Annotated in this window: 16 protein-coding genes; 11 read left to right on the forward strand and 5 right to left on the reverse strand. The window is 71.4% G+C overall.

Features of this window, described 5'->3' with window-relative positions; translation table 11 throughout:
- Positions 1-178 precede the first annotated feature (178 nt).
- A complete protein-coding gene (locus ACFWYS_RS01480) occupies positions 179-1,387 on the reverse strand; it encodes a nucleotide sugar dehydrogenase (protein WP_384761950.1) in 1,209 nt (402 codons plus the stop codon).
- 262 nt (positions 1,388-1,649) lie between these two features.
- Here ACFWYS_RS01480 and ACFWYS_RS01485 point away from each other — a divergent pair, with 262 nt between their 5' ends.
- Positions 1,650-3,356, forward strand: a complete 1,707-nt coding sequence (locus ACFWYS_RS01485; protein ID WP_384761952.1) for a glycerol-3-phosphate dehydrogenase/oxidase — start codon at positions 1,650-1,652, stop codon at positions 3,354-3,356.
- 79 nt (positions 3,357-3,435) lie between these two features.
- Here the strand turns inward: ACFWYS_RS01485 and ACFWYS_RS01490 are convergent, their stop codons facing one another.
- Positions 3,436-4,518 carry a serine hydrolase domain-containing protein gene (locus tag ACFWYS_RS01490; protein ID WP_384761954.1) on the reverse strand — a complete coding sequence of 361 codons (1,083 nt, stop codon included), beginning with the start codon at positions 4,516-4,518 and terminating at the stop codon, positions 3,436-3,438.
- Between the two features lie 195 nt (positions 4,519-4,713).
- Here ACFWYS_RS01490 and ACFWYS_RS01495 point away from each other — a divergent pair, with 195 nt between their 5' ends.
- From ACFWYS_RS01495 to ACFWYS_RS01530, 8 genes are all read left to right on the forward strand, one after another.
- Positions 4,714-6,906: a serine/threonine-protein kinase gene (locus ACFWYS_RS01495; protein ID WP_384761956.1), complete on the forward strand. Its 2,193-nt coding sequence runs from the start codon at positions 4,714-4,716 to the stop codon at positions 6,904-6,906.
- Positions 6,907-7,088: 182 nt separating this feature from the next.
- A complete protein-coding gene (locus tag ACFWYS_RS01500) occupies positions 7,089-10,169 on the forward strand; it encodes a protein kinase (RefSeq protein WP_384761958.1) in 3,081 nt (1,026 codons plus the stop codon).
- A 208-nt stretch (positions 10,170-10,377) separates the two neighbouring features.
- Entirely contained in the window at positions 10,378-12,060 is a 1,683-nt protein-coding gene (locus ACFWYS_RS01505) for a serine/threonine-protein kinase (protein ID WP_384761960.1), read from the forward strand.
- Positions 12,061-12,169: 109 nt separating this feature from the next.
- On the forward strand, positions 12,170-13,423 hold the full coding sequence (locus ACFWYS_RS01510; protein ID WP_384761962.1) for a serine/threonine-protein kinase: 1,254 nt from the start codon (positions 12,170-12,172) through the stop codon (positions 13,421-13,423).
- Positions 13,424-13,515: 92 nt separating this feature from the next.
- A complete protein-coding gene (locus ACFWYS_RS01515) occupies positions 13,516-15,231 on the forward strand; it encodes a serine/threonine-protein kinase (RefSeq protein WP_384761964.1) in 1,716 nt (571 codons plus the stop codon).
- Between the two features lie 38 nt (positions 15,232-15,269).
- On the forward strand, positions 15,270-17,009 hold the full coding sequence (locus ACFWYS_RS01520; RefSeq protein WP_384761966.1) for a protein kinase: 1,740 nt from the start codon (positions 15,270-15,272) through the stop codon (positions 17,007-17,009).
- Between the two features lie 136 nt (positions 17,010-17,145).
- The gene (locus ACFWYS_RS01525) at positions 17,146-18,759 is read left to right on the forward strand and encodes a succinic semialdehyde dehydrogenase (protein WP_384761968.1); all 1,614 of its coding nucleotides are present in this window, start codon (positions 17,146-17,148) and stop codon (positions 18,757-18,759) included.
- Between the two features lie 40 nt (positions 18,760-18,799).
- On the forward strand, positions 18,800-20,578 hold the full coding sequence (locus tag ACFWYS_RS01530; RefSeq protein ID WP_384761970.1) for a GMC oxidoreductase: 1,779 nt from the start codon (positions 18,800-18,802) through the stop codon (positions 20,576-20,578).
- Positions 20,579-20,659: 81 nt separating this feature from the next.
- Here the strand turns inward: ACFWYS_RS01530 and ACFWYS_RS01535 are convergent, their stop codons facing one another.
- Positions 20,660-21,685, reverse strand: coding sequence for an LAETG motif-containing sortase-dependent surface protein (locus ACFWYS_RS01535; protein ID WP_384761972.1), 1,026 nt, complete (start codon positions 21,683-21,685; stop codon positions 20,660-20,662).
- 265 nt (positions 21,686-21,950) lie between these two features.
- On the opposite strand from ACFWYS_RS01535, the gene ACFWYS_RS01540 reads away from it, so the two are divergent.
- The gene (locus ACFWYS_RS01540; protein ID WP_384761974.1) at positions 21,951-23,078 is read left to right on the forward strand and encodes a hypothetical protein; all 1,128 of its coding nucleotides are present in this window, start codon (positions 21,951-21,953) and stop codon (positions 23,076-23,078) included.
- A 517-nt stretch (positions 23,079-23,595) separates the two neighbouring features.
- Here ACFWYS_RS01540 and ACFWYS_RS01545 read toward each other — a convergent pair.
- A complete protein-coding gene (locus ACFWYS_RS01545; protein WP_266823084.1) occupies positions 23,596-23,877 on the reverse strand; it encodes a chorismate mutase in 282 nt (93 codons plus the stop codon).
- A 320-nt stretch (positions 23,878-24,197) separates the two neighbouring features.
- Between ACFWYS_RS01545 and guaA the strand changes: the two genes are divergently transcribed.
- Complete coding sequence (gene guaA, locus ACFWYS_RS01550; protein ID WP_384761976.1) at positions 24,198-25,775, forward strand: glutamine-hydrolyzing GMP synthase; 1,578 nt, start codon at positions 24,198-24,200, stop codon at positions 25,773-25,775.
- 21 nt (positions 25,776-25,796) lie between these two features.
- On the opposite strand, the gene ACFWYS_RS01555 is transcribed toward guaA, so the two are convergent.
- Positions 25,797-26,279: a pyridoxamine 5'-phosphate oxidase family protein gene (locus ACFWYS_RS01555; RefSeq protein ID WP_384761978.1), complete on the reverse strand. Its 483-nt coding sequence runs from the start codon at positions 26,277-26,279 to the stop codon at positions 25,797-25,799.
- Positions 26,280-26,284: the final 5 nt, after the last annotated feature.

Genomic DNA, 26,284 nt, shown 5'->3' on the forward strand with positions numbered 1-26,284 from the left:
GGGTGTCTGGGCTGTGGGTGGGCGCGCGTCCCATCGACGCGTTGTGCGTTAGAGTTGTTGTTCTTGTTTTTCCCCGTCGCGCGCCGCCCCCCCCCCGGGGGGGGCCCCCCCCCCCCCCCTTTTGCGTGCCCAAGTGGGGCTGGGTGGGGGCGTGTTTGGGGGCGCGCCTACCGGTGTGTCACAACCGATGCGCCGCCCCGGTGGGCGCCGCCCCCCGCGTGTCCAGCAACAGTTGCGCCTTCACCGACAGCCCCTGCAGGTCGTACGTCCGATGCTGCTGGAGCAGGATCGTCAGGTCGGCCTCCGCGACGGCCTCGTACAGGGCGTCCGCGCGGGGGACCGGGCGGTCCAGGATGCTCCAGGAGGCGACGTAGGGGTCGTGGTAGCTGATGGAGGCGCCCAGCTCCAGCAGGCGGATGGCGACCTCCTGGGCGGGGGTGGACTGCTGGTCGGCGAGGTCGGGCTTGTAGGTGACGCCGAGGAGGAGGATGCGGGCGGCGCGCACGGATTTGCCGTGTTCGTTGAGGAGGGCGGCGGCGCGCTGGACGACGTAGCGCGGCATCTGGCTGTTGACCTGCTCGGCCAGTTCGACCATGCGCAGGGTACGGCCGGCGGGGCCGGTGAGGTCCTGGGGGACGGCGTGGCCGCCGACGCCGGGGCCGGGTCGGAAGGCCTGGAAGCCGAACGGCTTGGTCTCCGCACAGCGGATGACGTCCCACAGGTCGACGCCCAAGTCATGGCAGAGGACGGCCATTTCGTTGACGAGGGCGATGTTGACGTGCCGGAAGTTGGTCTCCAGCACCTGCACGGTCTCCGCCTCACGCGGGCCACGCGCGCGTACCACCTTGTCGGTGAGACGGCCGTAGAAGGCGGCCGCCGACTCGGTGCACGCGGGGGTGAGGCCGCCGATCACCTTGGGGGTGTTGGCGGGTGTGAAGTGGCGGTTGCCGGGGTCGACGCGACTGGGGGAGTAGGCCAGGTGGAAGTCGCGGCCGGCGCGCATCCCCGAGCCCTCTTCGAGGAGCGGGCGCAGGACGTTCTCGGTGGTGCCCGGGGGTACGGGCGACTCCAGGATGACGGTGGTGTGCTGGCGCAGCTGGGCCGCCAGGGTGCGGGCGGCCGTCTCCAGCTGGCTCAGGTCGAGCCCGCCGTCCGTGCCGCGCGGGGTGGGCGGGCAGATGACGGCGGTCCGTACCCGGCCGAGTTCGGCCGGGTTGGTGGCGTGCCGGAAGCCCCCCGAGAGCATCCGGCGCAGTTCTGCGGGACTGAGGGAGCCGGGCTCGGGCCCGGTTCGGTAACCGAGCGTGGGGATGCCGACGGCGATGGCGGCCTTGGCCAGCGGCAGGCCGTACGGGCCTAGTCCGATGACGGCGAGATCTGCGGGCATGGCGTGGGCCGTCCTTCCCAATAACCGAAGCGAAGCAGGTGCGCAAGCCCTGTGGACAGAACGAGGGGGCGCAATGTCAGACTAGGAGTAAATATGACCGATTTGCTGGATTGAATGATCGCGTTTCCTTGAGTGTTGTCCACAGGGTGAGGGTGCGTAGTGGCTGAAGTTGGGCAAGCCGGTCAGAATTTGGGCATGGGGGGTTCGAACCGGGCTTCGCCCGACGGGTGCGGCCTACGCGACCGATGAGCGGGAGGCAGCGGTGAGGACAGCGACACTGGGGCCGGCGGAACGCGCCGAGTCACTGGCAGCGATGGCCGAGCGCGAGCTGGACCTACTGGTCGTGGGCGGCGGTGTCGTGGGCGCGGGCACCGCCCTCGACGCGATGACCCGCGGACTGTCCACCGGCCTGGTCGAGGCCCGCGACTGGGCCTCGGGCACGTCCAGCAGGTCCAGCAAGCTGATCCACGGAGGCCTGCGCTATCTGGAGATGCTCGACTTCGTGCTCGTACGGGAGGCATTGAAGGAGCGCGGCCTGCTGCTGGAGCGGCTCGCACCACACCTCGTGAAGCCGGTGCCGTTCCTGTACCCGCTGCAGCACAAGGGCTGGGAGCGTCTGTACGCCGGTGCGGGCGTCGCGCTCTACGACGTGATGTCGATGGCCCGGGGCCATGGGCGCGGCCTGCCCCTGCACCGCCACCTGACCCGCAGTCACGCCCTGCGCGTCGCCCCCGCCCTGAGGAAGGAAGCGCTGGTCGGCGCGTTGCAGTACTACGACGCACAGATGGACGACGCCCGCTATGTGGCCACCCTCGTGCGCACGGCGGCGGCCTACGGCGCGAAGGTCGCCAACCGCGCGCGTGTCACCGCGTTTCTGCGCGAGGGCGAGCGTGTCGTCGGTGCGCGGGTGCAGGACGTCGAGGCGGGCGGGGAGTACGAGATCCGCGCCAAGCAGGTCGTCAACGCGACCGGGGTGTGGACCGACGACACCCAGTCGATGGTGGGGGAGCGCGGGCAGTTCCATGTGCGCGCCTCCAAGGGCATCCACCTGGTCGTCCCCAAGGACCGCATCCACTCCTCGACGGGCCTGATCCTGCGCACCGAGAAGTCCGTGCTGTTCGTCATCCCCTGGGGCCGGCACTGGATCGTCGGCACCACCGACACCGACTGGGACCTCGACAAGGCCCACCCGGCCGCGTCCAGCGCGGACATCGACTACCTGCTGGAACACGTGAACTCGGTGCTCGCGGTGCCCCTGACGCGCGACGACGTGGAGGGCGTGTACGCCGGACTGCGGCCCCTGCTCGCGGGTGAGTCGGACGCCACCAGCAAGCTGTCGCGCGAGCACACCGTGGCCCACCCGGTGCCCGGGCTCGTCGTCGTGGCCGGCGGCAAGTACACGACGTACCGGGTGATGGCCAAGGACGCGGTGGACGCGGCGGTGCACGGGCTCGACATGCGGGTCGCCGAGTGCGTCACGGAGGACATCCCGCTGCTGGGTGCCGAGGGGTACCGGGCGCTGTGGAACGCGCGGGCGCGGATCGCCGCGCGGACGGGCCTTCATGTGGTGCGGGTGGAGCACCTGTTGAACCGGTTCGGGTCGCTGGCGGAGGAGGTGCTGGAGCTCATCGCCGCGAATCCCGCGCTGGGCGAGCCCCTGCACTCGGCCGACGACTATCTGCGCGCCGAGATCGTGTACGCCGCCTCGCACGAGGGCGCGCGGCACCTGGACGACGTGCTGACGCGGCGGACGCGCATCTCGATCGAGACGTTCGACCGCGGGACCCGGTGCGCACGCGAGGCGGCCGAGCTGATGGCGCCGGTGCTGGGCTGGGACAAGGACCACATCGAGCGCGAGGTCGAACACTACGAGAAGCGGGTGGAGGCCGAGCGGGAGTCGCAGCGGCAGCCCGACGACCTGACGGCGGACGCGGCGCGGCTGGGGGCGCCGGACATCGTGCCGCTGTAGGAATCCGGCGGCCCCGAACCGGGGAACGTCACCCGAACGGGCGACGGAAGTGGGGATATCTGCTCGAACCCCGTCCGTTCTACCTGGTGCGAGGGCAGAACTCGGCGGCGAGCAGCCGGGGTTCGAGACCGGGATCTGCGATCGCCGTCGTGTTCACCCGGAAGGTCAGGACACGACGACCGCCGACGGTGGCCGCGGAGCGCACGTAGCTGCCGGAGATGCGCCCGTTGTGCCCCCACACGACGGTGCCGCACGGCAATTTTGTGGGAAAGAGCCCCATGCCGTACGAGCCATGCGCGGCACGGGTGTCGAGCATCTCGCGCAGCCAGCGCGGGGGCAGCAGCCGCCCGCCGAGCAGTGCGGCGTAGAAGCGGTCCAGATCGGCGAGCGTGGTCACCAGCTCGCCCGCGGCGCCGGCCACCCGCGGGTCGAGTTCGGTGACGTCGGTCCCGTCGGTGGCGTAGGCGCGGCCGTGCGGGGAGGGGAGAGAGGTGCGGGAGCCAGGGAAGGAGCTGCCGGCCAGACCCAGCGGAGCGATGATGCGCCGCTCGGCCTCGGCGGCGTACGAGCGGCCCGTGACCCGCTCGATGACCAGGCCGAGCAGGACGTAGTTGGTGTTCGAGTAGGAGTAGCTGCCGCGTTCGGCAGGGGGGTGGGTGAGCGCGATGCGCAGGGCCTGAAGCGGCGTGACGGGGACGGTGCCCCCGGTCTCGGCGGTGAAGTCGTACAGGCCGCTGGTGTGGGTCAGCAGGGAACGAAGGGCCAGCGCGCGCCCGTCGTTGCCCGCCCCGCGCACCAGGCCCGGCAGGTACCGCTCCACCGTGTCGGAGAGGGACAGCTGTCCTTCGGCGGCCAGTTGCAGTACGACCGTCGCGATGAAGCTCTTGGTGATGCTGCCGGCGCGGAAGTGGTCGGTGAGGTCGACGCCCTGGCCGGCCTGGGCGTAGCGGGTGCCGGTCTCCTCGCGGGCGAGCAGGACCGCGGCGGGGGCCTTGCCCTGGGAGACGAGCAGAGGAAGGAGGGCGCCCGTCGCCCGTGCCGGGGGCGCCGATGCGGCGATAGGGGCCAGACCGAGCAGCGCCACGGACACCAGACCCAGCAGGGACAGGCACACAGGAACGCCCAGTAGCGTCCGGAACAGCGGCGTCGCCGGTCGTGCCATTGCGGGTTCCTTCCCTTGCCGCGGCCCATCATGCCGGGCAGCGGAATGTGCGATTCAGCGGGGCTCGGGTGTGATGTGGCGGAGAGGTTCGGGTCGTGCGGCCGTGTGGCGGCGCGACGGGCACCCTGGGCGTTGGGCACTTGTCGGGTGAGAGACAATGGAGGCTCTGTCAGGGCGGGTTGTATGAGGGGACGCATGTCGGAGGCGGAGCGGGCGGGGACATCCCGTCAGGACACTCGTCAGGACAACCACGAGCGTCTCCTCGCGGGGCGGTACCGGCTGGGAGGAGTACTCGGCCGAGGCGGCATGGGCACGGTGTGGCGCGCCGAGGACGAGACTCTGGGGCGGACGGTCGCCGTCAAGGAGCTGCGGTTCCCGTCGAACATCGACGAGGAGGAGAAGCGTCGCCTCATCACGCGCACACTGCGTGAGGCCAAGGCGATCGCGCGGATCCGCAACAACAGCGCGGTCACGGTGTTCGACGTCGTCGAGGAGGACGACCGGCCGTGGATCGTGATGGAGCTGGTCGAGGGCAAGTCGCTCGCCGAGGTCATCCGGGAGGACGGCCTCCTGGAGCCCAAGCGGGCGGCCGAGGTCGGTCTGGCCATCCTCGACGTGCTGCGCTCCGCGCACCGCGAGGGCATCCTGCACCGTGACGTGAAGCCGTCGAACGTCCTGCTGGAGTCCGACACCGACCGGGTCGTGCTCACCGACTTCGGCATCGCCCAGGTCGAGGGCGACCCGTCCATCACCTCGACCGGCATGCTCGTCGGCGCGCCCTCCTACATCTCCCCGGAACGGGCCCGCGGCCACAAGCCGGGTCCGGCGGCCGACCTCTGGTCGCTTGGCGGGCTGTTGTACGCGTCGGTCGAGGGGGTGCCGCCGTACGACAAGGGCTCCGCGATCGCCACGCTGACGGCGGTGATGACCGAGCCGATGGAGGAGCCGAAGAACGCGGGGCCGCTGAAGGACGTCATCTACGGCCTGCTCACCAAGGATCCCGTCAAGCGGCTCGACGACGCCGGAGCGCGGGCGATGCTCAGGGCCGTCATCCACGCGCCCGACCCCAAGGACGAGCCGGAGCCGCTGGACGCGACGCGGGTCGTGCCGCTGCCGCCGCAGCCCGACTCGCCCGAGGGCAAGAGCCGTTCGGGTGCCGGGTCCGGGTCCGGTGGCAAGCGGGGTGAGGAGGCCGGGGAGCGGTTGCGCGGGGCGCTGCGGTCCGTGCGGAAGGCCGCGGTGAGCGCGGGGGCGGCCGGAGCGGCGGCTGCGTCTCGGGCCAAGTCCGGGAGCGAGGCCGCTGGTTCGGGAGCCGGCGCGGGGTCCGAGGCGGCCGAGTCCGGTCGGGCGGCTGGTGGGGCGGCGTCCACGGGCGTGGGCGGGGCCAAGGCGGCGTCGGGTGCGGAGGCTGCGGAGCGGGGTTCCGGTGCTGGTTCCGGTGCCAAGGCTGCTGCCGGTTCCGAGGTCACTCGTGTGAGCTCCGGTGGAAGTGGGAGCTCCAGCGCCGGGGCCGCGGCCGGTGCGGGTGTCGGTGAGGGGGATGCCAAGACGGCGAAGGTGCAGAGCGGGGGCCGGAGTTCGGGGTGGCCCGTGATGACGCCGCCGGATCTGCCGTCGCGGCCTGTGCCGAGAGCGCCGCTCAGCGATGTGGTGCCGAAGCGGACGCTGGTGATCATCGCGGCCGTCGTGGTGCTTGTGGTGGTCGCCGTGGTGCTGGCCATCACGTTCAACGGCGGTGACGATTCGAAGGCGTCGGCGAGCGGCGGCGGGGGCGCGAAGGCCTCTGCCCGTGCGAGCGGGAGTGCCGACACCAAGCAGGACAAGGGCGGCGGTACGCACACGGACGGTGCGGCGACCGCGTCCGCGACCACCGGGGCGAAGGGCGGGAGCACGCCGAGCGCCGGGGCGAGCGCGACCGGTGAGAGCGGTGCCGAGGCGGGGTCCGGGAGCGACAGCGGGGCCAAGTCGACGCACCAGGGGGGCCAGGGGTACTCGATCGGGCTGCCCGACGGGTGGAAGTTCCAGTCCTCGGCGTCGGCGGGGGACCGGTTCACCGGGCCCGACGGACAGAAGCTGCTCGTCGCCTGGACGTCCACGCCGAAGGACGACCCGGTGGCGGACTGGAAGAACCAGGAGCGGTACATGGAGCGCTCCCAGTACGAGCGGATCCGGATAGAGAAGGCGGACTACCGCGGTTGGAACACGGCCGACTGGGAGTTCACTTATGACGAGGGCGGGACGAAGTACCGGACGATCGACCGTGGGTTCGTGGTGAACGGCCAACTCGGATATGCGCTGATGTACACCGCGAAGGGTGCGAACTGGGACAGCGGCCTGCGCAAGGAGACATGGCGGACGCTGACGGATTCGTTCAAGCCGAAGTCGTGAACTGAGCTGGTCTCGGTTCCGGGTTGCGGTCGGGTTTGAGCCGTGAGATACGGCAACCCCTCTTTGTGGGTTGCCTCCGGCACGTATCGTGAATGATTGCGGACCGTACGCATCCAGTCCTGCGTTCGAAACGGGACGCAAGGCGAACGGGATTGACCAACCGGGCGGCCGGGGGAGGCAACGTGGACGACTATGCGGGTCGGGTACTCGCCGACCGCTACCGCCTGCCGCTGCCGCCTTCCGACGAGTACGAACTCACCGAGTCCCATGCCTTCGACACCTACAGCGGGCAGGAAGTCCTGGTCCGGCAGGTGCCGTTGCCGGAGGTCGTCGAGGCGGAGGTGCTCGACGCCGAGGGGCTGCCCGACGGTTTCACCGCACGGGAGACGCGGGACCGCGGGGCGGGGCGACGGCCCTCGGGGCGTTCTAGTGCGCGTCGGCCCAGCGATCCCGCCGTGCGGCGGGCGGTCGAGGCGGCGCAGGCCGCGGCGCGGATCCCCGACCATCCGCGGCTGGACCAGGTCTTCGACGTGTTCGCCGAGGGCGGTTCGCTGTGGATAGTGAGCGAGTTGGTGGCCGCGCGTCCGTTGGCCGCGTTGCTCGCCGAGAAGCCGTTGACGCCGTATCGGGCCGCCGAGGTCGCCGCCGACGTGCTCATGGCGTTGCGGGTACTGCACGCCCATGGCTGGGTGCATCGGAACATCACCGCGCGCACGGTGCTCGTCTGCGACGACGGCCGGGTCATGCTGACCGGGCTCGCGGTCGGGGCCGCCGAGGAGGCGCTGTGCGGGTATGACCCGGTGCCGGTCGAGGACGGCGCCGGTGGCGCGGGCGCGGGCGCGTCGGTCGAGGTGCTTGGTGGTGGGCCCGGTTCCGGTGGCGCGGGGCGTCCCGGTGAGCTCGCGGGCGCGAGCGGGGCCGGTGGGATCGGTGGGATGGGTGGACCCGGTTCCGGTGACGCGGATCCCGAGGCCGCCCGGCGTGCCGCCATCGAGGCGCGTGCGGCCGGTGGGCTGCCGGCGCCCGGGGGCGAGGTGGGCAACGGCACCGGGGGGTCCGATGCGGCGCCGCACGGGGCCCTTGAAACCGGCGGGGACATCAGGGCGGCGCGGGCCGGAGCGATCGCCGCGTATCGGGCGGGGGCGCGTGCCGCGGCCCGCGTCCAGGAGGGGCAGCAGAACGGCCGGGCCGCGCTGCCCGGAGCCCGCCCGGCACCCGAAGGCGGCCCCGCCGCCCACACCAATGGTTCGGCACAGCACCCGTACCCCACACCGCCGTACCCCTCCCAGCCCCACCCCTCCACCAACGGCGCCACCACACCTCCGGGCCAGATCGCCGACCCGTACGGCGTGCAGGCCACGCCCTGGCACGGCGCGGCGCCTCGAAGCGGTGCGGTCGGCGGCATACCCACGGACGAGAGCCGTGACCGCACGGCACTGCCTCCGGCGGGCCCGGACGCCCAGCCCCGGCCTGACGGCACCGACGGCTTCCCGACGCGGGGCGTGCCTGCGCCAGGCACGGGCGGCTTCCCGGCGCAAGGCCTCCCGGCCCCCGGCGCCATGGGCTCCTCCACGACGGGGTTCGCCGCTCCTGGCGTAGACGGCTCCCCCGTGCAGGGCGTGCCCGCTCCAGGCACTGGCGCCTTCCCCACGCAGGGTCTCCCCGCTCCCGGCGTTGACGGCTCCCCCGTGCAGGGCGTGCCCGCTCCAGGCACCGGCACCTTCCCCACGCAGGGTCTCCCCGCTCCCGGCGTTGACGGCTCCGCCACGCAGGGCCTCCCCACACCAGGCACCGGCACCTTCCCCACGCAGGCCGTCCGAGCCCCAGGTCCCACCGGCTTGCCCACCCCGGGCGCGCCCATCCCCACCGGCTCCCTGGCGACAGGCAGCTCCGCCTCCGCCGCTCCCTCCGGGCCCTCCGCGTCCTCCGCCCCCGACGGTGCCCCCCACTCCCCGGCCCGCTGGGACGATCTCGTGGCCCGTACCCCCGCTCACCGTGGTCCCGCCACCGCGCTGGCCGCGGAGCGGGCTCGGCAGGCGCGGATGGCTGTGGTGGGGCCCGTGACCGAGCGGTGGGCTCCGGAGCAGGCCGGGCCGGTGCATGAGAACTGGCAGCTGGCCGCGCCGATCGGGCCCGCGACCGATCTGTGGGCGCTGGGGGCGCTGCTCTTCCGCGCCGTGCAGGGGCATGCGCCGTATCCGGAGGAGTCGACGGCCGAGCTGGTGCAGATGGTGTGCGCGGAGCCGCCCGCCTTCGCCGAGGAGTGCGGGCCGCTCAGGCCGGTCGTGGAGTCGTTGCTGCGTCAGGACCCCACCGACCGCCTCGACTTCGAGGAGCTGGGCGGCTGGCTGCGGTCGCTGGTGCGGTCGGCGCCCGAACCGGACGCCGGTACGCATGTCGTCGCCGCGCCGCCGGTCGACCCGAACCGGCTGCCGATCGTGCGGCGCCGCGGCGAGCTGGTGCGCCGGCGGCGGGCCGGGCTGCCCGCGCATCACGGGCGGCACAAGCGGGCCAGGCAGGAGGAGCCCTCGCCGCGGAGACTCGGCCGGACGCTGCTGCTGCTCGTCCTGCTGGGCATGGCCGCGGCGATCGCGTACGCCATGCTGTTCATGCCGAAGGCCGGCCAGGGCGACGGCGCCACCGCGGACGCCGATCGCACCGGCGCCGCGGGCCGGGCCGATCAGGCGACGCCGGAGCAGTCCGCGGAGGCGAGCAGTGAGCCGCGGCCCGACCAGACGTCCCCGGAGTCCGGCAACGGCCCTTCCGAGTCGGCCGGTTCGACCGAGGCTCAGTCCAACGACCCCGAGGTCCCCGACGGTTTCACCCTCCGTGAGGACTCGGCCGGTTTCCAGGTCGCCGTGGCCAACGGCTGGGACCGCACGCCGAAGAACGGGCGCGGTCAGGTCGTGTACACGCACGGCGACTTCGACCTCATCGTCGTACCGGGGCGGGACACCGCGGACCAGTACGGCAGCGACCCCATGGTCTACCAGCGGGAGAACGAGCGGGAGCTGCAGCCCTACCGCGACTCCAGCTGGGCCGCCTCCAGCGGGCTGAAGTCGATCCGGGTCGGTGAGCGGAGCATGGCCGAGGGGCAGTTCACCTGGACCGACGACCAGGGGCGCGAGCTGTTCGTGCGCAACCTCGCGATCCTGATCGGCGGGCGGTACCACGTGGTGCAGGTACGCGGTCCGGAGGCCGAGCGGGACGAGGTGACGCGGCTGTTCGAGCAGGCGTCGGCGACGTATCAGGTCACCGGCTGACTGGTTGACGGATGTATCAAGTCGTCGGCCGACGGACGTATCAAGTCACCGGCTGGTTCCGGGCGTAAACCCTGTGTGATGGTTGCTTCCGAGCTGCGAAAGCGACAACCATCACAGTGCGGTCTCCTTGGCGCCCCCGTGGTTCCAGTAGTGTCGGCCGGTCCTTAGTCTGACCCTGTCAAGAGCATTGCGGGGCAACGTGAATCAGATGCAGGGCCAGCTCGTTTCGGGGCGCTACCGGCTCGCCGACGCGATCGGCAGCGGCGGTATGGGCCGAGTCTGGCGTGCGCACGATGAGGTGCTGCATCGGGCCGTCGCGATCAAGGAACTGACCGCCGCGCTGTATGTCTCCGAGAGCGACCAGGAGCGGCTGCTCGCCCGCACCCGTGCCGAGGCCCGCGCCGCCGCGCGCATCAACCACTCCGCCGTGGTCACCGTCCATGACGTGCTGGAGCACGACGGCCGGCCGTGGATCGTGATGGAGCTGGTCGAGGGACACTCGCTCGCCGACGCGGTCAAGGAGCGCGGGCGCGTCGAGCCGGCCGAGGCCGCCCGGATCGGCCTGTGGGTGCTGCGGGCCCTGCGCGCCGCGCACTCCGCCGGGGTCCTGCACCGGGACGTCAAGCCCGGCAACGTCCTGATCTCCGCCGACGACGGCCGGGTCCTGCTCACCGACTTCGGTATCGCCCAGATCGAGGGCGACACCACCATCACCCGCACCGGAGAGGTCGTCGGCTCGGTCGACTATCTCGCCCCCGAGCGCGTCCGCGGCCATGACCCGGGCGCCGCCTCCGACCTGTGGGCGCTCGGCGCGACGCTGTACACGGCGGTGGAGGGCCGCTCGCCGTTCCGGCGCACCTCGCCGCTGTCCACGATGCAGGCGGTCGTGGACGAGGAGCCTGCCGCGCCGCAGCACGGCGGCGCGCTCACGCCCGTGATCACCGCCCTGCTGCGCAAGGATCCGGCCACCCGCCCCGGCGCCGTCGAGGCCGAGCAGATGCTGGCCGAGGCGGCGGAGGGGCGCAGGCCCAGCACGGCGCAGGCGTTCGTGCCGACGCAGCACACCCGGTACGAGCCGGAGGCGCGCACCGGGCCCGAGTACGCGGGCTCCGAGTACTCCGGGACCCCGCACACCGGAGCCACGGCCCGCACCGGGCACCAGACGCCCACCGGGACGCCGTATCCCCCGATGACCGGCCCGACCGCGATCGGCCCGCCGCACGACAGGACGGGCACCGGCACGGGCGCCCGGCCGGGCAAGCGGCGGCGGCGGTTGCGCACGGTCGTCCTCGTCGTCGCCCTCGCCGCGATCATCGGCGGCGGCACCGCGGTCGTACTGCAGAAATGGGCGCTGCAGAGCGACGGTACGTCCGCCTCGGTCGCGCCCGAGCCGAGTGCCACGGAGTCGAAGGGCCCGGGAGGTGTCGTCTGGGAGAAGGTCGACGACCCGCTGGGATTCAGTCTGGACCTGCCCAAGGGCTGGAAGCGGAAAGTGGTCCAGGACGACGGCGATCTCAAGCAGATCGACTACACGCCGGACAACGGCCGGCACTTCGTCCGGATCGCCGTCGACAGGTCGCCCGACTTCGCCAGCCCGTATGAGCACCAGCGTGACCTGGAGGAACAGCTCCAGCGGCTGGCCGACTACAAGCGGGTGGCCATGGAGGAGAACCTCTACCGCGACCGCAAGGGCGCCCAGTGGGAGTACACCTGGACCGCCCTGGCGAAGGACACGCCCTACCCCGGGCCGCGGCGGGCCATCGAGGAGACGTACATCGCCCGCGACGGCACCGAGTACGCGATCTACATGTCCTCGCCGGCGAGCAGCTGGAGCACCACGCGCGAGCAGTTCAAGGCGGTGCTGCAGGGGTGGCAGCCGGACGGCTCCTGAAGCGCCGGTTCCTGAAGCCCTTTGCCGGTTTGCAGAGCCTTTGCCGCTTTGCATAGTTGGCCGATCGGCACCCCGGAGTCGGTCCATCCGGTGCGGCATGATGAGGCGCATGGGGACCGAGGGGGCCAACTTCCGTGTGATCGCGGGGCGTTACCGCCTCGACGCGAAGCTCGGCCGCGGCGGCATGGGTGTCGTGTGGCGGGCGACCGACCAGTTGCTCGGGCGCAGGGTGGCCGTCAAGGAACTCCCTCTCGACGAGACGCTCTCCGCGGCCGACGCCCGGCGCCAGCGTGAGCGCACGCTGCGCGAGGCCCAGGCGGTGGCGCAGCTCAGCCATCCGCACGTCATGGTCGTCCATGACGTGGTCGAGGACGACGAACGCCCGTACATCGTCATGGAGTTGATCGACGGCGACTCCCTCGCCGACCGGATCGCGGCACAGGGCCCCGTCGACGCACCGGAGGCCGCCCGGATCGGCGTCGACCTGCTGAGCGCGCTGCGCACGGCCCATGCGGCCGGGGTGCTGCACCGGGACATCAAGCCGGACAACGTGCTCATCGAGAACGGCACCGACCGCGTCGTCCTCACCGACTTCGGCATCGCCCAGATGCCGGGCGCCAGCACGCTCACCGAGTCCGGGTCCTTCGTCGGCTCGCCCGAGTACACCGCGCCCGAGCGGATGTCCGGCGCCGGGACCGGCCCGGCCGCCGACCTGTGGTCGGTGGGCGCGCTGCTGTGCGCGGCCCTGAGCGGTGAATCGCCGTTCCGGCGCGACTCGTTGAGCGGCATCGTGCTCGCCGTGGTGTCCGACGACATCCGTCCGCCCGCGCAGGCGGCGCCGATCCTGCCCGTCGTGGAGGGGCTGCTGGAGCGCGATCCAGGGCTGCGGCTGGATGCGGCGGGGGCCGAGCGGATGCTGCGGGAGTTTCTGGTGACGGGCTTTCTGCCTGTGCCGAAACGGTTCAGCAGAGGGGGGCGCACCTACTCGCCCCGCAGTGTGCTGGCCACCGCCGTGCTGGTCGCCGCGATGGCGGTGGCGGGGGTGTCGGCGGCGGCGCTGCTGGTGAAAGGGGGCGGGGACGGCGGTGTCGTGCCGACCAGTTCGGTGCCGGGCACATCGGTCGGGCGGACGGCCACGGTGACCATCTCCAGTACGGTCACCACTTCCACCACGGCGACCACCTCCAGTACGGCGACCACCTCCTCGCCCAGCGGATCTCCCTCCCGTAGCTCGTCGCCCTCCCGCACTCCGTCCCCTTCGCTCACCCCGTCTCCCTCCCGCACCCCCTCCCCTTCGCTCACCCGGCCTCGCCCACCGGGCGCTTCGGGGACTTCGGCCCCCGTACCCGCCAACTCCGAATAAAGGGGAGATAAGCAGCATCGTGGGTCACGGCTCTGTGACCGGAAAGGGTTCTCGCTGGATGCCGAAGCGCTTGCCGCGATATGCATGGAGCCATGAGCAACAACGGGGGAGCCCCTTATCGGCCCGACGAGCCGACGAGTTTCGACCTGCAACCGCCGCAGCCCAACCCGCCCGCGGCACCGCTGCCGCACCCGGACAATCCGTACGCGGCGCCCACCCAGGTCGTACCGCAACAGGCCGCACCCGCCCGGCCGTCCGCACCGGCTCGGCGGAGTTCCCCTGAGCCCGCCCCCGCCCCCGCCCCTGCCCCCACCCCCACTCCCGACCCCGGCACCGGCCGCCTGATCGCAGACCGTTACCGGCTGCTCGCCAAGCTCGGGCACGGCGGCATGGGTACGGTCTGGCGGGCCAAGGACGAGACGGTGGACCGCGAGGTCGCCGTCAAGGAGCCCCGCGTACCGGATCACCTTCCCGAACGCGAACGCGACACCGCCTTCGAGCGGATGCGCCGCGAGGCACGCGCCGCGGCCCGGCTCGACCACCCTGCCGTCGTGAACGTCCATGACGTGGCCGTCGTGGACGGACGGCCCTGGATCGTGATGGAGCTGGTGCAGGGCCGTTCGCTGGGGGACGCGTTGCAGGAGGGCACGCTCGGGGCCCGGGATGCGGCGAGAATCGGCCTCGAAGTGCTCGGCGCGCTGGAGGCCGCCCACGCGGCGGGCATCCTGCACCGTGACGTGAAGCCGGACAACGTCATGCTCGGCCGTCACGACCGCGTCGTCCTCACCGACTTCGGCATCGCCCAGATCGAGGGCGAGACCAACCTCACCGACACCGGCGGCTTCGTCGGCTCGCCCGAGTACATCGCGCCCGAGCGGGTGCTGGGCCAGCGCCCGGGCCCGGCGAGCGACCTGTGGTCCCTGGGCGTCGTCCTCTACGCGGCGACGGAGGGTGTCTCGCCGTTCCGCCGCAGCAACACCCCGGCGACCCTCCAGTCGGTCCTCAACGCCGTACCCGCCCCGCCCGCCGCCGCGCAGGGCCCGCTCGCCGAGGCCATCAACGGGCTGCTCCAGAAGGACCCGGCCCGCCGCCCGAACGCCGCGCAGACGCGTGCGCTGCTGGAACAGGCCGCCAATCCGCCGACGCCGGCCACCACCCAGGTCGTACGCATACCGGAGGGCGTCAAGGCCGGCATCCGGCTGGGGCCCAAGGTGCTGCTCGGCATCGGCGCGGCGGTCGTCGCCGGTGCGGTGGCGGCGTATCTGGTGATCGCCGACCCGTTCGCGGGGCCGCTGCCGGACCACTGGAAGATCCGCGAGGAGAAGTCCCTCGCCGCCTCCATGGCGGTGCCCGACAGCTACAAGCGGGGCGTGCCCGAGAAGACGGACGACGACCACTGGGTCACGTACACCGACGAGAGCGGCGCCATCTCGATCGGCCTGAGGCTCGACAAGAAGGCCGAGGACATCAACAACGAGATCGCCGGCTCGGCGGCGGCCGAGATGTACGACGACGACGGCGAGTACAAGGCGAACGGCGCCTACGACGCGAGCATGCCGGAGAACCCGAAGACGAATCCCGACGAGACCACGTACCAGGGCCGCAAGTCCGCCGAGAACACCATCACCTTCATCACCACCGACACCCAGAACCCCCGCCCCCGCGAGCTGCGGATCTTCTACTACAAGACCTCCGCCGGCAACATGTACAAGCTCACCGTCGGCTACCCGAGCAAGGGCGACTTCGCGGACCGGGGGCGTGAAGTGGCGCAGACGGCCATCGACAACCTGAAGATCGACAAGCTCTGAACTGGCCAAGGGTCGCTCCCGCAAGGTAGTCATGGGACATGAGCGATGACGGGGGCGCCGCGGGCCACAACAGGCGGGTGATCGGCGGGCGTTACCGGCTGGTCGAGCGCATCGGCTCGGGTGGGATGGGCACCGTCTGGCGGGCCGTCGACGAACTGGTCGAGCGTGAAGTCGCCGTCAAGCAGCCGAGGTTGCCCGGCGACCCGGAGGACGCGGCGCATCAGCGTGCCGCCCACCGGCTGCACCGTGAGGCCCGCGCCGCCGCCCGCGTCGACCATCCGGCCGCCGTCTCCATCCACGACGTCGTGGTCGAGGACGGAGTGCCCTGGATCGTCATGGAGCTGGTCCGCGGCGAGTCCCTGCACGAGGTCCTCCAGCGCGGACCGCTGCCGCCCGCCGAGTCCGCCCGTATCGGCCTCGCCGTCCTGCACGCCCTGCGCGCCGCGCACGACGTCGGCATCGTGCACCGCGACGTCAAGCCCGCCAACGTCCTGCTCGGCCGTCACGACCGCGTCGTCCTCACCGACTTCGGCATCGCCCATATCCAGGGCGAGGAATCCCTCACCGTCAGCGGCGAGTTCATCGGCTCCCTGGAGTTCATCGCCCCCGAGCGGATGTCGGGCCGCGGCGCCGGCCCGTCCTCCGACCTGTGGTCGCTGGGCGTTCTGCTGTACGCCGCCGTGGAGGGCTGGTCGCCTTTTCGCCGTACGACGCTGGAGTCCACGCTCGCCGCGATCCTCGCCGCCGACCCGCCCGAGCCGAAGCAGGCGGGACCGCTGTCGTCGCTGATCGTGCGGCTGCTGGCGAAGGCCCCCGAGCGGCGGCCCGGCGCGGAGGAGGCCGCCGCGGTCCTTGAGGCGGTGGCGGAGGGGTGGCCGGTGCCGGAACCCTCCGGGGGTGCGGCGGTGGCCGGGCCCCAGGACGCTTCCGGGCTGCGGGAGTTCGCGGAGGACTCGGGGACGGTACGGCTGACTCGCGGGGCGGCGTCGTCCGGAGCGACGGATGGGACGAAGCCCGGGCCCGAGCCCGAGTCGAGCTCCGAATCCGCGCCCGAGCCGATGTCCGAACCCGCCACGGGAACATCCGGCGAAGCGGTGACCGGATCCACTTCAGCCGTAAGGTCCCAGCGCCGCTCCCGGCTGCTGCGCCCCGTCCCCGTCGCGGTGCTCGGCGTTCTTCTCGTCGCCGGGACCTGGTTCGCCACCTCCTCCTTCCTCGTCGACAAGGGCGATGACGTCAAGGAGATGAACCCCACCTACAGCTCGGCCCCCCTGGCCCCGGCGACCAGGTCCACCCCGACCTCCACCCCCAGCCCCGGCACCTGGACCGAGCACCGCGAGAAGGACATGGACGCCGTCCTCTTCCTCCCCGCCGAGTACAAGGAGGCCGCACGGGAGGGCGGCGCCACCGACCAGCCCCGGCTCGTCGTCTACGACATCGAGGCCGGTCTCGTCCAGGTCCGCCTCACCCAGTGGGACAAGTCGCCCCGCCCGCTGCTGGACATGGCCGAGGAGGCCAGGGAGACCTGGGACAGCTACAACCACGACGCGAGCGGCCAGTACACCCGCACGAGCTTCAAGGGTCACGACGCCGTCCTCGCCGACACCACCTACGACAAGGAGGAGTCCCCGACCCGCGTCATGCAGCTGTTCATCGCCACCGCGGATGACCGCATGTACGAGCTGCGCGTCGACATGCCCAAGGGCACGCCGTCGGAGAAGAAGGGCACCGCGGTCTTCAAGGGCGCCCGTGACCGACTTGAGATGGGACAGGGATGAACGACCTCCGGTCGTCGTTGGCAACGCCCTGATCAGCGCGTTTGTTGCCAGTGGACACTGGCGGCATGTGAGCACTCGGTGAATCCCCGTTACCGACGGGTACACAAAGCCCCGGCTCCGGCATACCCTGCGCCTCATGACGGACGCGCAGGCCCCGGCCCAGACCGGCACGAACCCCCTCGCCCCCGCCCCGGAGGGCGCCCGTACCGCAGCCGACGTGGTGACCCCGGAGCTGGTGGCCCAGCTGACCAAGGGCGTGGTCGGCTCCGGCCGTACCGCCAACCACACGCCGTTCACCGGTGAGAAGCTGGCCGACCTGCCCGAATCCACGCCCGAGGACGTGGAGAAGGCCTTCGAGGCGGCCCGCGCGGCGCAGGCCGTCTGGGCGCAGGTCCCCGTCCGGCAGCGCGCCGCCGTCCTGCTCCGCTTCCACGACCTGGTCCTCGAACGCCAGGCCGAGGTCCTCGACCTCATCCAGCTGGAGACCGGCAAGGCCCGGCTGCACGCCCACGAAGAGGTGCAGGCCGTGGCCGTCGCGGCCCGCCATTACGGCCGTAAGGCGCCCGCCTACCTCAGGCCGAAGCGGCACGCGGGTGCCATGCCCACGCTCACGAAGGTCACCGAACTGCGCCACCCGCGCGGCGTCGTCGGCCAGATAGCCCCCTGGAACTACCCCCTGGAGCTGTCCGTCGGCGACGCGCTCCCGGCGTTCGTCACGGGCAACGCGGTCGTCATGAAGCCCGACACGGAGACCTGCCTGACCGCGCTCTGGGCCCGTGACCTGCTGATCGAGGCGGGCCTGCCCGCCGACGTCTTCCAGGTCGTCCTCGGCGAGGGCCCGGTCGTCGGCCCCGAGGTCGTCAAGCACGCCGACTACGTCTCCTTCACCGGCTCCACCCGCACCGGCCGCCAGGTCGCCCAGGGCGCCGCCGCCCGGCTGGTCGGCGTCTCCCTCGAACTCGGCGGCAAGAACGCCATGCTGGTGCTTCAGGACGCCGACATCGAGAAGGCCGCCGCGGGCGCCGTCCGCGCCTGCTTCTCCTCGGCCGGCCAGCTGTGCATCTCCATCGAGCGGCTGTACGTCCACGAGTCCGTCGCGGACGCCTTCGTCGAGCGCTTCGCCGCCCGCACCAAGGCGATGCGGCTGGGCAAGTCCCTCGCCTACGGCGCCGACATGGGCTCCCTGGTGGGCGAACGCCAGCTGGAGACGGTCACCCGGCATGTGGAGGAGGCCGTCGCGAAGGGCGCCAAGCTCGTCGCGGGCGGTGCGGCCCGCCCGGACATCGGCCCGTACTTCTTCGAGCCGACGATCCTGGACGGCGTCGAGCCGGAGATGACCGTCTGCTCCGAGGAGACCTTCGGCCCGGTCGTCTCCATCTACCGTTTCAAGACCGAGGACGAGGCGGTCGAGCACGCCAACTCCACGCCGTACGGCCTCAACTCGTCGGTCTGGACGAAGGACGGCCGACGCGGCCGCGAGGTCGCCGCCCGGCTGCGCACCGGCACGGTGAACGTCAACGACGGCTACGCCCCCGCGTACGGCAGCGTCCAGTCGCCGATGGGCGGCATGAAGGACTCCGGCCTCGGCCGCCGCCACGGCTCCGAGGGCATCCTCAAGTACACGGAGGCCCAGACGGTCGCCCAGCAGCGGCTGCTGCCGATGGCGCCGTCGCTGGGCATGGACGACGAGAAGTACGCGCAGTTCATGAGCCGCAGCCTCCGGATGATGAAGGCTCTGCGCTTCAAATAACGACCCCGTTCAGGAACACCGTTCTCAACGAGGAGAGCACGTGCCACAGGACACCTACGACTACGACGTGATCGTCGTCGGCTCCGGCTTCGGCGGCTCCGTCACCGCCCTTCGACTCACCGAGAAGGGCTACCGCGTAGGCGTCCTGGAAGCCGGCCGCCGCTGGACCCGTGAGGCCCTGCCCAAGAACTCCTGGGACCTCAAGAACTACCTCTGGGCGCCGAAACTCGGCATGTACGGCATCCAGCGCATCCACCTGCTGGGCAACGTCATGGTGCTGGCCGGCGCGGGCGTGGGCGGCGGCTCCCTCAACTACGCCAACACCCTCTACGTACCGCCGAAGGCCTTCTTCGACGACCCCCAGTGGCGTGACATCACCGACTGGCAGGAGGAGTTGGAGCCGTACTACGACCAGGCCCGGCGGATGCTCGGCGTACGGCTCAACCCGACGATGACCCCCTCCGACGTCCATCTGAAGGCGGCCGCCGAGCGGATGGGCGTCGGCGACAGCTTCCACATGGCGCCGGTCGGCGTGTTCTTCGGGGACGGCGAGGACGCCGCGGGCGAGGCCAGGGTCGAGCCGGGACAGGAGGTCGCCGACCCCTACTTCGGCGGGGCGGGACCGGCGCGCAAGGCGTGCACCGAGTGCGGTGAGTGCATGACGGGCTGCCGGCACGGCGCCAAGAACACCCTCAACGAGAACTACCTCTATCTGGCCGAGAAGGCGGGCGCGGTCGTCCACCCCATGACGACGGTCGTCTCCGTCACGGACGACTCGCAGGGCGGGTACGCGATCGCGACGCTGCCGACCGACCGCAAGAAGGGGGACGAGGGCAGGCTGTTCAAGGCCCGCCGCGTGGTGATCGCGGCCGGTACCTACGGCACCCAGACCCTCCTGCACCGTATGAAGGCGGGCGGCCAGCTCCCGTACCTCTCCGCGAAGCTGGGCGAGCTGACCCGCACCAACTCCGAGGCCCTGGTCGGCGCGCAGACCGACAACCGGCGCTACCGCCGGGCCACGGGCGAGGCGAAGGTCGACTTCACCCGCGGCGTCGCCATCACGTCCTCGATCCACCCGGACGAGAACACCCACATCGAGCCGGTGCGCTACGGCAGGGGCTCCAACTCGATGGGCGGCCTGTCGATCCTTCAGGTGCCGTACGCGGAGGGATCCTCGCGGGTCGCGGGCTGGCTGGCCAACGCGGTCCGGCATCCCCTGCTGGTCCTGCGCTCGCTGTCCAACCGGCGCTGGTCGGAGCGGACCATCATCGGCCTGGTGATGCAGTCGCTGGACAACTCCCTGACGACGTACCTGAAGGCGGACGGCGTGGGCAAGGGCCTGCTGACCGCCCGCCAGGGCCACGGTGCCCCCAACCCCAAGCAGATCAAGGCCGCCTCCGAGGCCGCGTCGGCCATAGCCGCCGACATCAACGGCTTCGCCGGCTCCAACGTCGGCGAGCTCATGGGCACCCCCCTCACCGCCCACTTCCTCGGCGGCTGCCCGATCGGCGACTCGCCCGAGACCGGCGTGATCGACCCGTACCACCGGCTGTACGGCCACCCCGGCATCTCCGTCGTCGACGGGGCGGCGGTCTCGGCCAACCTGGGCGTGAACCCGTCGCTGACGATCACCGCGCAGGCCGAGCGGGCGATGTCGTACTGGCCGAACAAGGGCGAGGCGGATCCGCGTCCGGCGCAGGGGACGGCGTACGAGCGACTGAAGCCGGTCGAGCCGCAGTCCCCGGCGGTCCCGTCGGAGGCCTTCGGCGCGCTGAAGCTGCCGTTCCTGGGGATACCGGCGGTGCCGCCGAAGAAGTAGGCCGAACGGCGCATAGAGAAGGACCTGCACCCCCCTCCGAGCGCAGGTCCTTCTCTGTCTTGCGTAGAGCTTTGGTGAGGCTTAGGCCTCCGCACCGACCTTGCGGCGGCGCATGGCGAACACCACACCGGCACCGGCGAGGATGGCGACACCACCGACGGTCGCGATGACCGGCAGGGTGGAGCTGGAGCCGGTCTCGGCGAGCGAGCCGTCCACGTCGACCTCGCTGACGTCGGAGATCGGCTTCTGGCCACCCGTCTGCGGCTTGGCGTCGTCCGGGTCACCCGGGTCCGAGCCCGCGGCGAGGATGTCGAAGAAGTAGACCCAGCCGTTCGGGTCGTCGGCCATCCAGCAGCCGTCCGCGTCCGAGTACTGCGCGAAGCCACCGGTGATGCCGATGGCGTCCGGCACCTTGCCGCTGACGCTCAGCCGCAGCTTGAACGACGTCGACTGACCGGCGCCGAGCCCGAACGCGGTGAAGGTCGCGCCCTCACCCGCGGCGTCCGCGAGGGTCTGCCACGAGCCGGTCTGCTTGTTGAAGACCTGGACCGTGATCTGGCCGGAGTAGTCCTCCGCGTCCCAGCCGACCGCGGCGACGCCGATCAGCGGCTTGATGTTCTTGATGTCCTGGTCGCCGGAGTTGGAGACGTTGAACGTGAAGTCGGTCCAGCCGCTGCCGGCGACGATCGTCTCGGGCAGACCCGACAGACCGCTGTGCAGGTCCTCGCTGAGACCGACCTCCTCGTCGCCGGCGTCCTCGCAGAAGTCGACCTCCTCGGGGGCGCTCTCGCTGGCGCTCGGCGTCGGAGTGACGGTGGCCGTCGGCTCCTCGGTGGGCGTCGGGTCCTCGGTCGCCGGGGTGGTCTCGTCCTCGGTGGGCGCCGGCTCTTCGGTGGTCGGCGTGGTCTCGTCCTGGGTGGGCGTCGGCTCTTCGGTGGCCGGGGTGGTCTCGTCCTCGGTGGGTGCCGGCTCCGCGGGAGCCGACGTGCTCTCCGTCGGCGCCGCGGTGGTCTCGTCCGTGGCGAACGCGGCCGGCGCGGACAGCAGCGCGATCGGTGCTATGACTGCCGTCGTCGCTGCGGCGGCCAGTGCACGGCGAAGCTTCATGAAGACCTCGAAAGTCCGTAGGTGCTGCGACATCGCAACACGCGTCTACAGGGGAGGCCTCCGCGTGTGGGGCGCGGGTGTGGCCCTTGATACGCAGGGTTTGATCGGCGACGGCTGTGAAAGGTTGCACGCTCACTAACAGATTTCTTATGTGGCCTACGTCACGCCCGAAGGGGCTCCATGCGGCGGCCCGGAGCTGACGTACGCTCAGCCGGCGTTACAGCCCGCCGAGTCGACAGCCCACCGAGAGGAAGCGCACACCGCCGTGACCGACAAGCCGTCCGAGGGCTCGTCCATATCGGACGAGGAATGGGAGAAGTTCGTCCAGGACGCCGAGCGCGACCACCCCTCCGCCCCGAAGGAACCCTCCGCCCGCGCCCGTATGGTCACCGAGCGCCTGCGGCGGCAGGACGCCCTGGGGGAGCAGCCACCGGGGTGGCGTACCGGCCCCGCCGGGCATGAGGTGCACGGCCGGACCGCGCGCCGCCGGAGGATGTGGAGCGTCCTCGGCGTGCTGCTCGCCGTCGCCGTGGCCGTGATCGCCCTCAAGCCGTCCACCGCCCTGTCCTGGCTGCCCGGCGGCGGCCCGGACGCCGGCGCACCGCCCGCCTCGCCGCTGCCCGCGGAGACCGGCCGGCCCACCGGCGCGCCCACCGACGTCGCAGGTCAGCCCACACGGAAGCAGCCGTTCGCCGGTTCCCCGGCCGAGCGCTGGGCCACGGGCGAGGACGCCATCGAGGTGCCGAAGGCCAAGGCCGTCGGCGGCGTCCCCGCCGCACGGATCGAGACGGCCCTGAGGCGCACGAAGAAGTTCCTCGTCGCCTCCAACCTGGACCGCGAGGTGCTGTACGGCGCCGAGCCGAAGGAGGCGCTGGCGCTCCTCGACCCGATGGCGAAGGATTACGTCGCCGAGATACGCGAGGGCCTGCGCCGCCCCACCGTCGAGAACGACCCCAAGTGGAAGTTCACCCGTTTCGACCCGGACGAGATCGAGCTCGTCGGCACCGAGGTGAAGGTACGCGGCCGGATGACCGTCGAACCCGGCAAGGAGCGGGGCAGACCGCTGATCCGGGCCGACTACACCTTCGTCTACCCGGTGGCCAGGGCCGACGGCGGTGACGAGGTCACACGCGTGATCGTCCGCCGCGTCGTCGAGGTGGCCGTCTTCGACCCCGCCGAGTACCGGGCGACCGAGGGCCGCATCTGGGTGCGCGAGGTCAGCAGCGAGATCGGCAACGACATCTGCCGGCAGGGTGACGGCTTCATCCATCCGAGGTTCCGGGCCGACCTCGACGCCCGCCCCGAGCCCTCCGGCGACGTGATCGACCCGTACGACCGCAGCAGAGGACTGAGCGGGGCCGGAAAGGAATGCGGCACCGTCTCGCGCACCTGACGAGGGCTCGGCCCGAACGGCATGAACGCCCGCCCGAACGGCATGAGAAGGGCCCCGCAGGCAGTAGCCGCGGGGCCCTTCTTTCGTCAGCACCGACGTCAGGGCAGCGTCGGTGCTTAGGGAGCGGCGCCGGGGGGTGCGCCGCTGGTTCTGGTCCGGTGGGTCTGGTCTCGACCTCTGGCAGTGCAGTCGTCTCATCGCATCGTGCTGGACGGGCGCGTCCACCGCAACCGTTTGACCCGCCCCTGTACGTCGTCGTACGTATTCCCGCAGATCCGCCGGCCGGCCCCGGGCGTCCCCGGAGCCGACCCTCTTGGGTGACCGGGCTGCTGTCCCCTGCCGTCCGGTCACTTACCTGGAGCGAGGTCCCACGGCGCCGGCACGATCCGTAACGCCTCATCGCTCCAGTGAGCCACGCGTGGTTTCTTCGGGCCCGCCCCTGGCTGGCACGGACACCGGTACCAACGAAGGGGTGCGGGAGGCGTCACGCGCCGTACGGGTGAGAGGGGGCCCGAACTCAGATGCGACCGCGGCACAGTTCGAGCAGCGTCATCGCCAGCGATGTGCCCGGCTTGCCCAGCGCCTCGCTGTAGTGGTTGAGGACCTCCATCTCGCGGGAGAGATTCACCCGCCGGCCGCCGGAGGTGATCCGCGCCTCCTGGATGACGGCCGAGACGGCCATGCGTTCCTGGATCAGCCCGATGATCCGGTCGTCCAGGGCGTCGATGCGTTCACGGGCACCGGTGATCACGTCCGCGGCCTCGGAGGTACGGGCGCCGGTCACGTCGATGGCGGTCATTTCGGGGCTCCTCGTGGAAGGGGGGCGGTGCCCCGGAGCGGCAGGACCCGGAAACGCCAGACGCCCCGGGCCTTGTCGGCCCGGGGCGCCTGGGAAGTCGCTTGTCAGTTGCTCAAGCAGCACGACCATGGCAGCCGGCGGGCCGGGTGCCATAGGTAAAGACGAAGGTCTGGTGCGTGAGCATGGGGTCAGTATGCCGCGCCTTCCGGGGGCGGCCAACCCGGTTCGCATCCTGAGACGAGGCTTGCCCCAGGGGTGGCCCCGGGGATCCCGGTAGACTCGGCCCCACACACACCTCGCTCACCGCCGGAAGGCAACCCGTGTCATCAGCGAACCCCGCCGCCGCCCCCGACACCGTCCTGGTCGTCGACTTCGGTGCGCAGTACGCCCAGCTCATCGCCCGTCGTGTCCGCGAGGCCCGGGTCTACAGCGAGATCGTGCCGAGCACCATGCCGGTCCAGGAGATGCTCGCCAAGAACCCGGCGGCGATCATTCTCTCCGGCGGCCCCTCGTCCGTGTACGAGAAGGGCGCCCCCCGTCTCGACCGCGCGCTCTTCGAGGCCGGCGTCCCCGTCTTCGGCATGTGCTACGGCTTCCAGCTGATGGCGCAGAGCCTGGGCGGCACGGTCGACAACACCGGCGCCCGCGAGTACGGCCGTACGGATCTCCACGTCTCCCGGTCGTCCTCCACCCTCTTCGAGGGCACCCCGGCCGAGCAGCACGTGTGGATGTCGCACGGCGACGCCTGCTCCGCCGCCCCGGAGGGCTTCTCCGTGACGGCCTCCACGGACGTCGTCCCGGTCGCCGCTTTCGAGAACGACGAGAAGAAGCTGTACGGCGTCCAGTACCACCCGGAGGTCATGCACTCCACGCACGGACAGCAGGTGCTGGAGCACTTCCTGTACCGGGGTGCGGGCCTGAAGCCGGACTGGACCACCGGCAATGTGATCGAGGAGCAGGTCGCGGCCATCCGCGAGCAGGTCGGCGACAAGCGCGCCATCTGCGGTCTGTCCGGCGGCGTCGACTCCGCCGTGGCGGCGGCGCTGGTCCAGAAGGCCATCGGCTCCCAGCTGACCTGCGTGTATGTCGACCACGGCCTGATGCGCAAGGGCGAGACCGAGCAGGTCGAGAAGGACTTCGTGGCCGCGACCGGCGTCCAGCTGAAGGTCGTGGACGCCGAGGAGCGGTTCCTCAAGGCGCTCGCCGGGGTCTCCGACCCCGAGGAGAAGCGGAAGATCATCGGCCGCGAGTTCATCCGGGTCTTCGAGCAGGCGCAGCTGGAGATCCTCCAGGAGGACGGTCCCGAGGTCGCCTTCCTCGTGCAGGGCACCCTCTACCCGGACATCGTCGAGTCCGGCGGCGGCACCGGCACAGCCAACATCAAGTCCCACCACAACGTGGGCGGCCTCCCCGACGACATCGAGTTCGAGCTCGTCGAGCCGCTGCGTCAGCTGTTCAAGGACGAGGTCCGGATGGTCGGCCAGGAGCTCGGGCTCCCGGAGGAGATCGTCCAGCGCCAGCCCTTCCCCGGTCCCGGCCTGGGCATCCGCATCGTCGGCGAGGTGAACAGGGAGCGCCTCGACCTGCTGCGCGAGGCCGACGCCATCGCCCGTGAGGAGCTCACGGCGGCCGGCCTCGACCGGGACATCTGGCAGTGCCCGGTGGTCCTGCTCGCGGACGTCCGCAGCGTGGGTGTGCAGGGTGACGGCCGGACGTACGGCCACCCGATCGTCCTGCGGCCCGTCTCGTCCGAGGACGCCATGACCGCCGACTGGTCGCGGCTGCCGTACGACGTGCTGGGGCGGATCTCGACGCGGATCACCAACGAGGTGCGGGACGTCAACCGGGTCGTCCTCGATGTGACCAGCAAGCCCCCGGGCACCATCGAGTGGGAGTAGGCCCCCTGGGCTTCATGGGTCTCATGTGCGCTTGAGTGTGCGCAGGGGCTCGCCGGGCTTCCAGATCTGGACGACCAGGTACTTCTCGTCCTCGACGTAGGTCCTGACGACCTCTGTCAGCTCGGTGCGGAAGAGGTGGAACGGCTCCGGTGACTCCGGGGGTTCCACCTCTTCGGTGTATGCGGCCCGCAGCGCCGGGTCCTCCACCTCGATCGCCCACCCCGAGATCCGTACGTCGCCCCCGCCCATCGACTGCCCCTCCCCGGGGTTCGCCTGGAGTGCGAAGCGCTGGTCGCGGCGCAGGTCCAGGGCCTTGAGCGAGTTCGGCATCATGCCGAGCCACAGCTCGCCGTTCAGAAAGCGGACCTCCAGGCCCGTGGTGCGCGGGGAGCCGTCCTTGCGGAGGGTGGCGAGGATGTGGTGGGTGAAGGCGCCGAAGCGTTCCTCGGTGGTGCGGGCTAGGTCGGGTTCGGCCTCGGTGAAGGATGCCCAGTTCGCTGTCATACGGT

It is taken from the genome of Streptomyces sp. NPDC059010, from assembly GCF_042740355.1.
GTDB lineage: Bacteria > Actinomycetota > Actinomycetes > Streptomycetales > Streptomycetaceae > Streptomyces.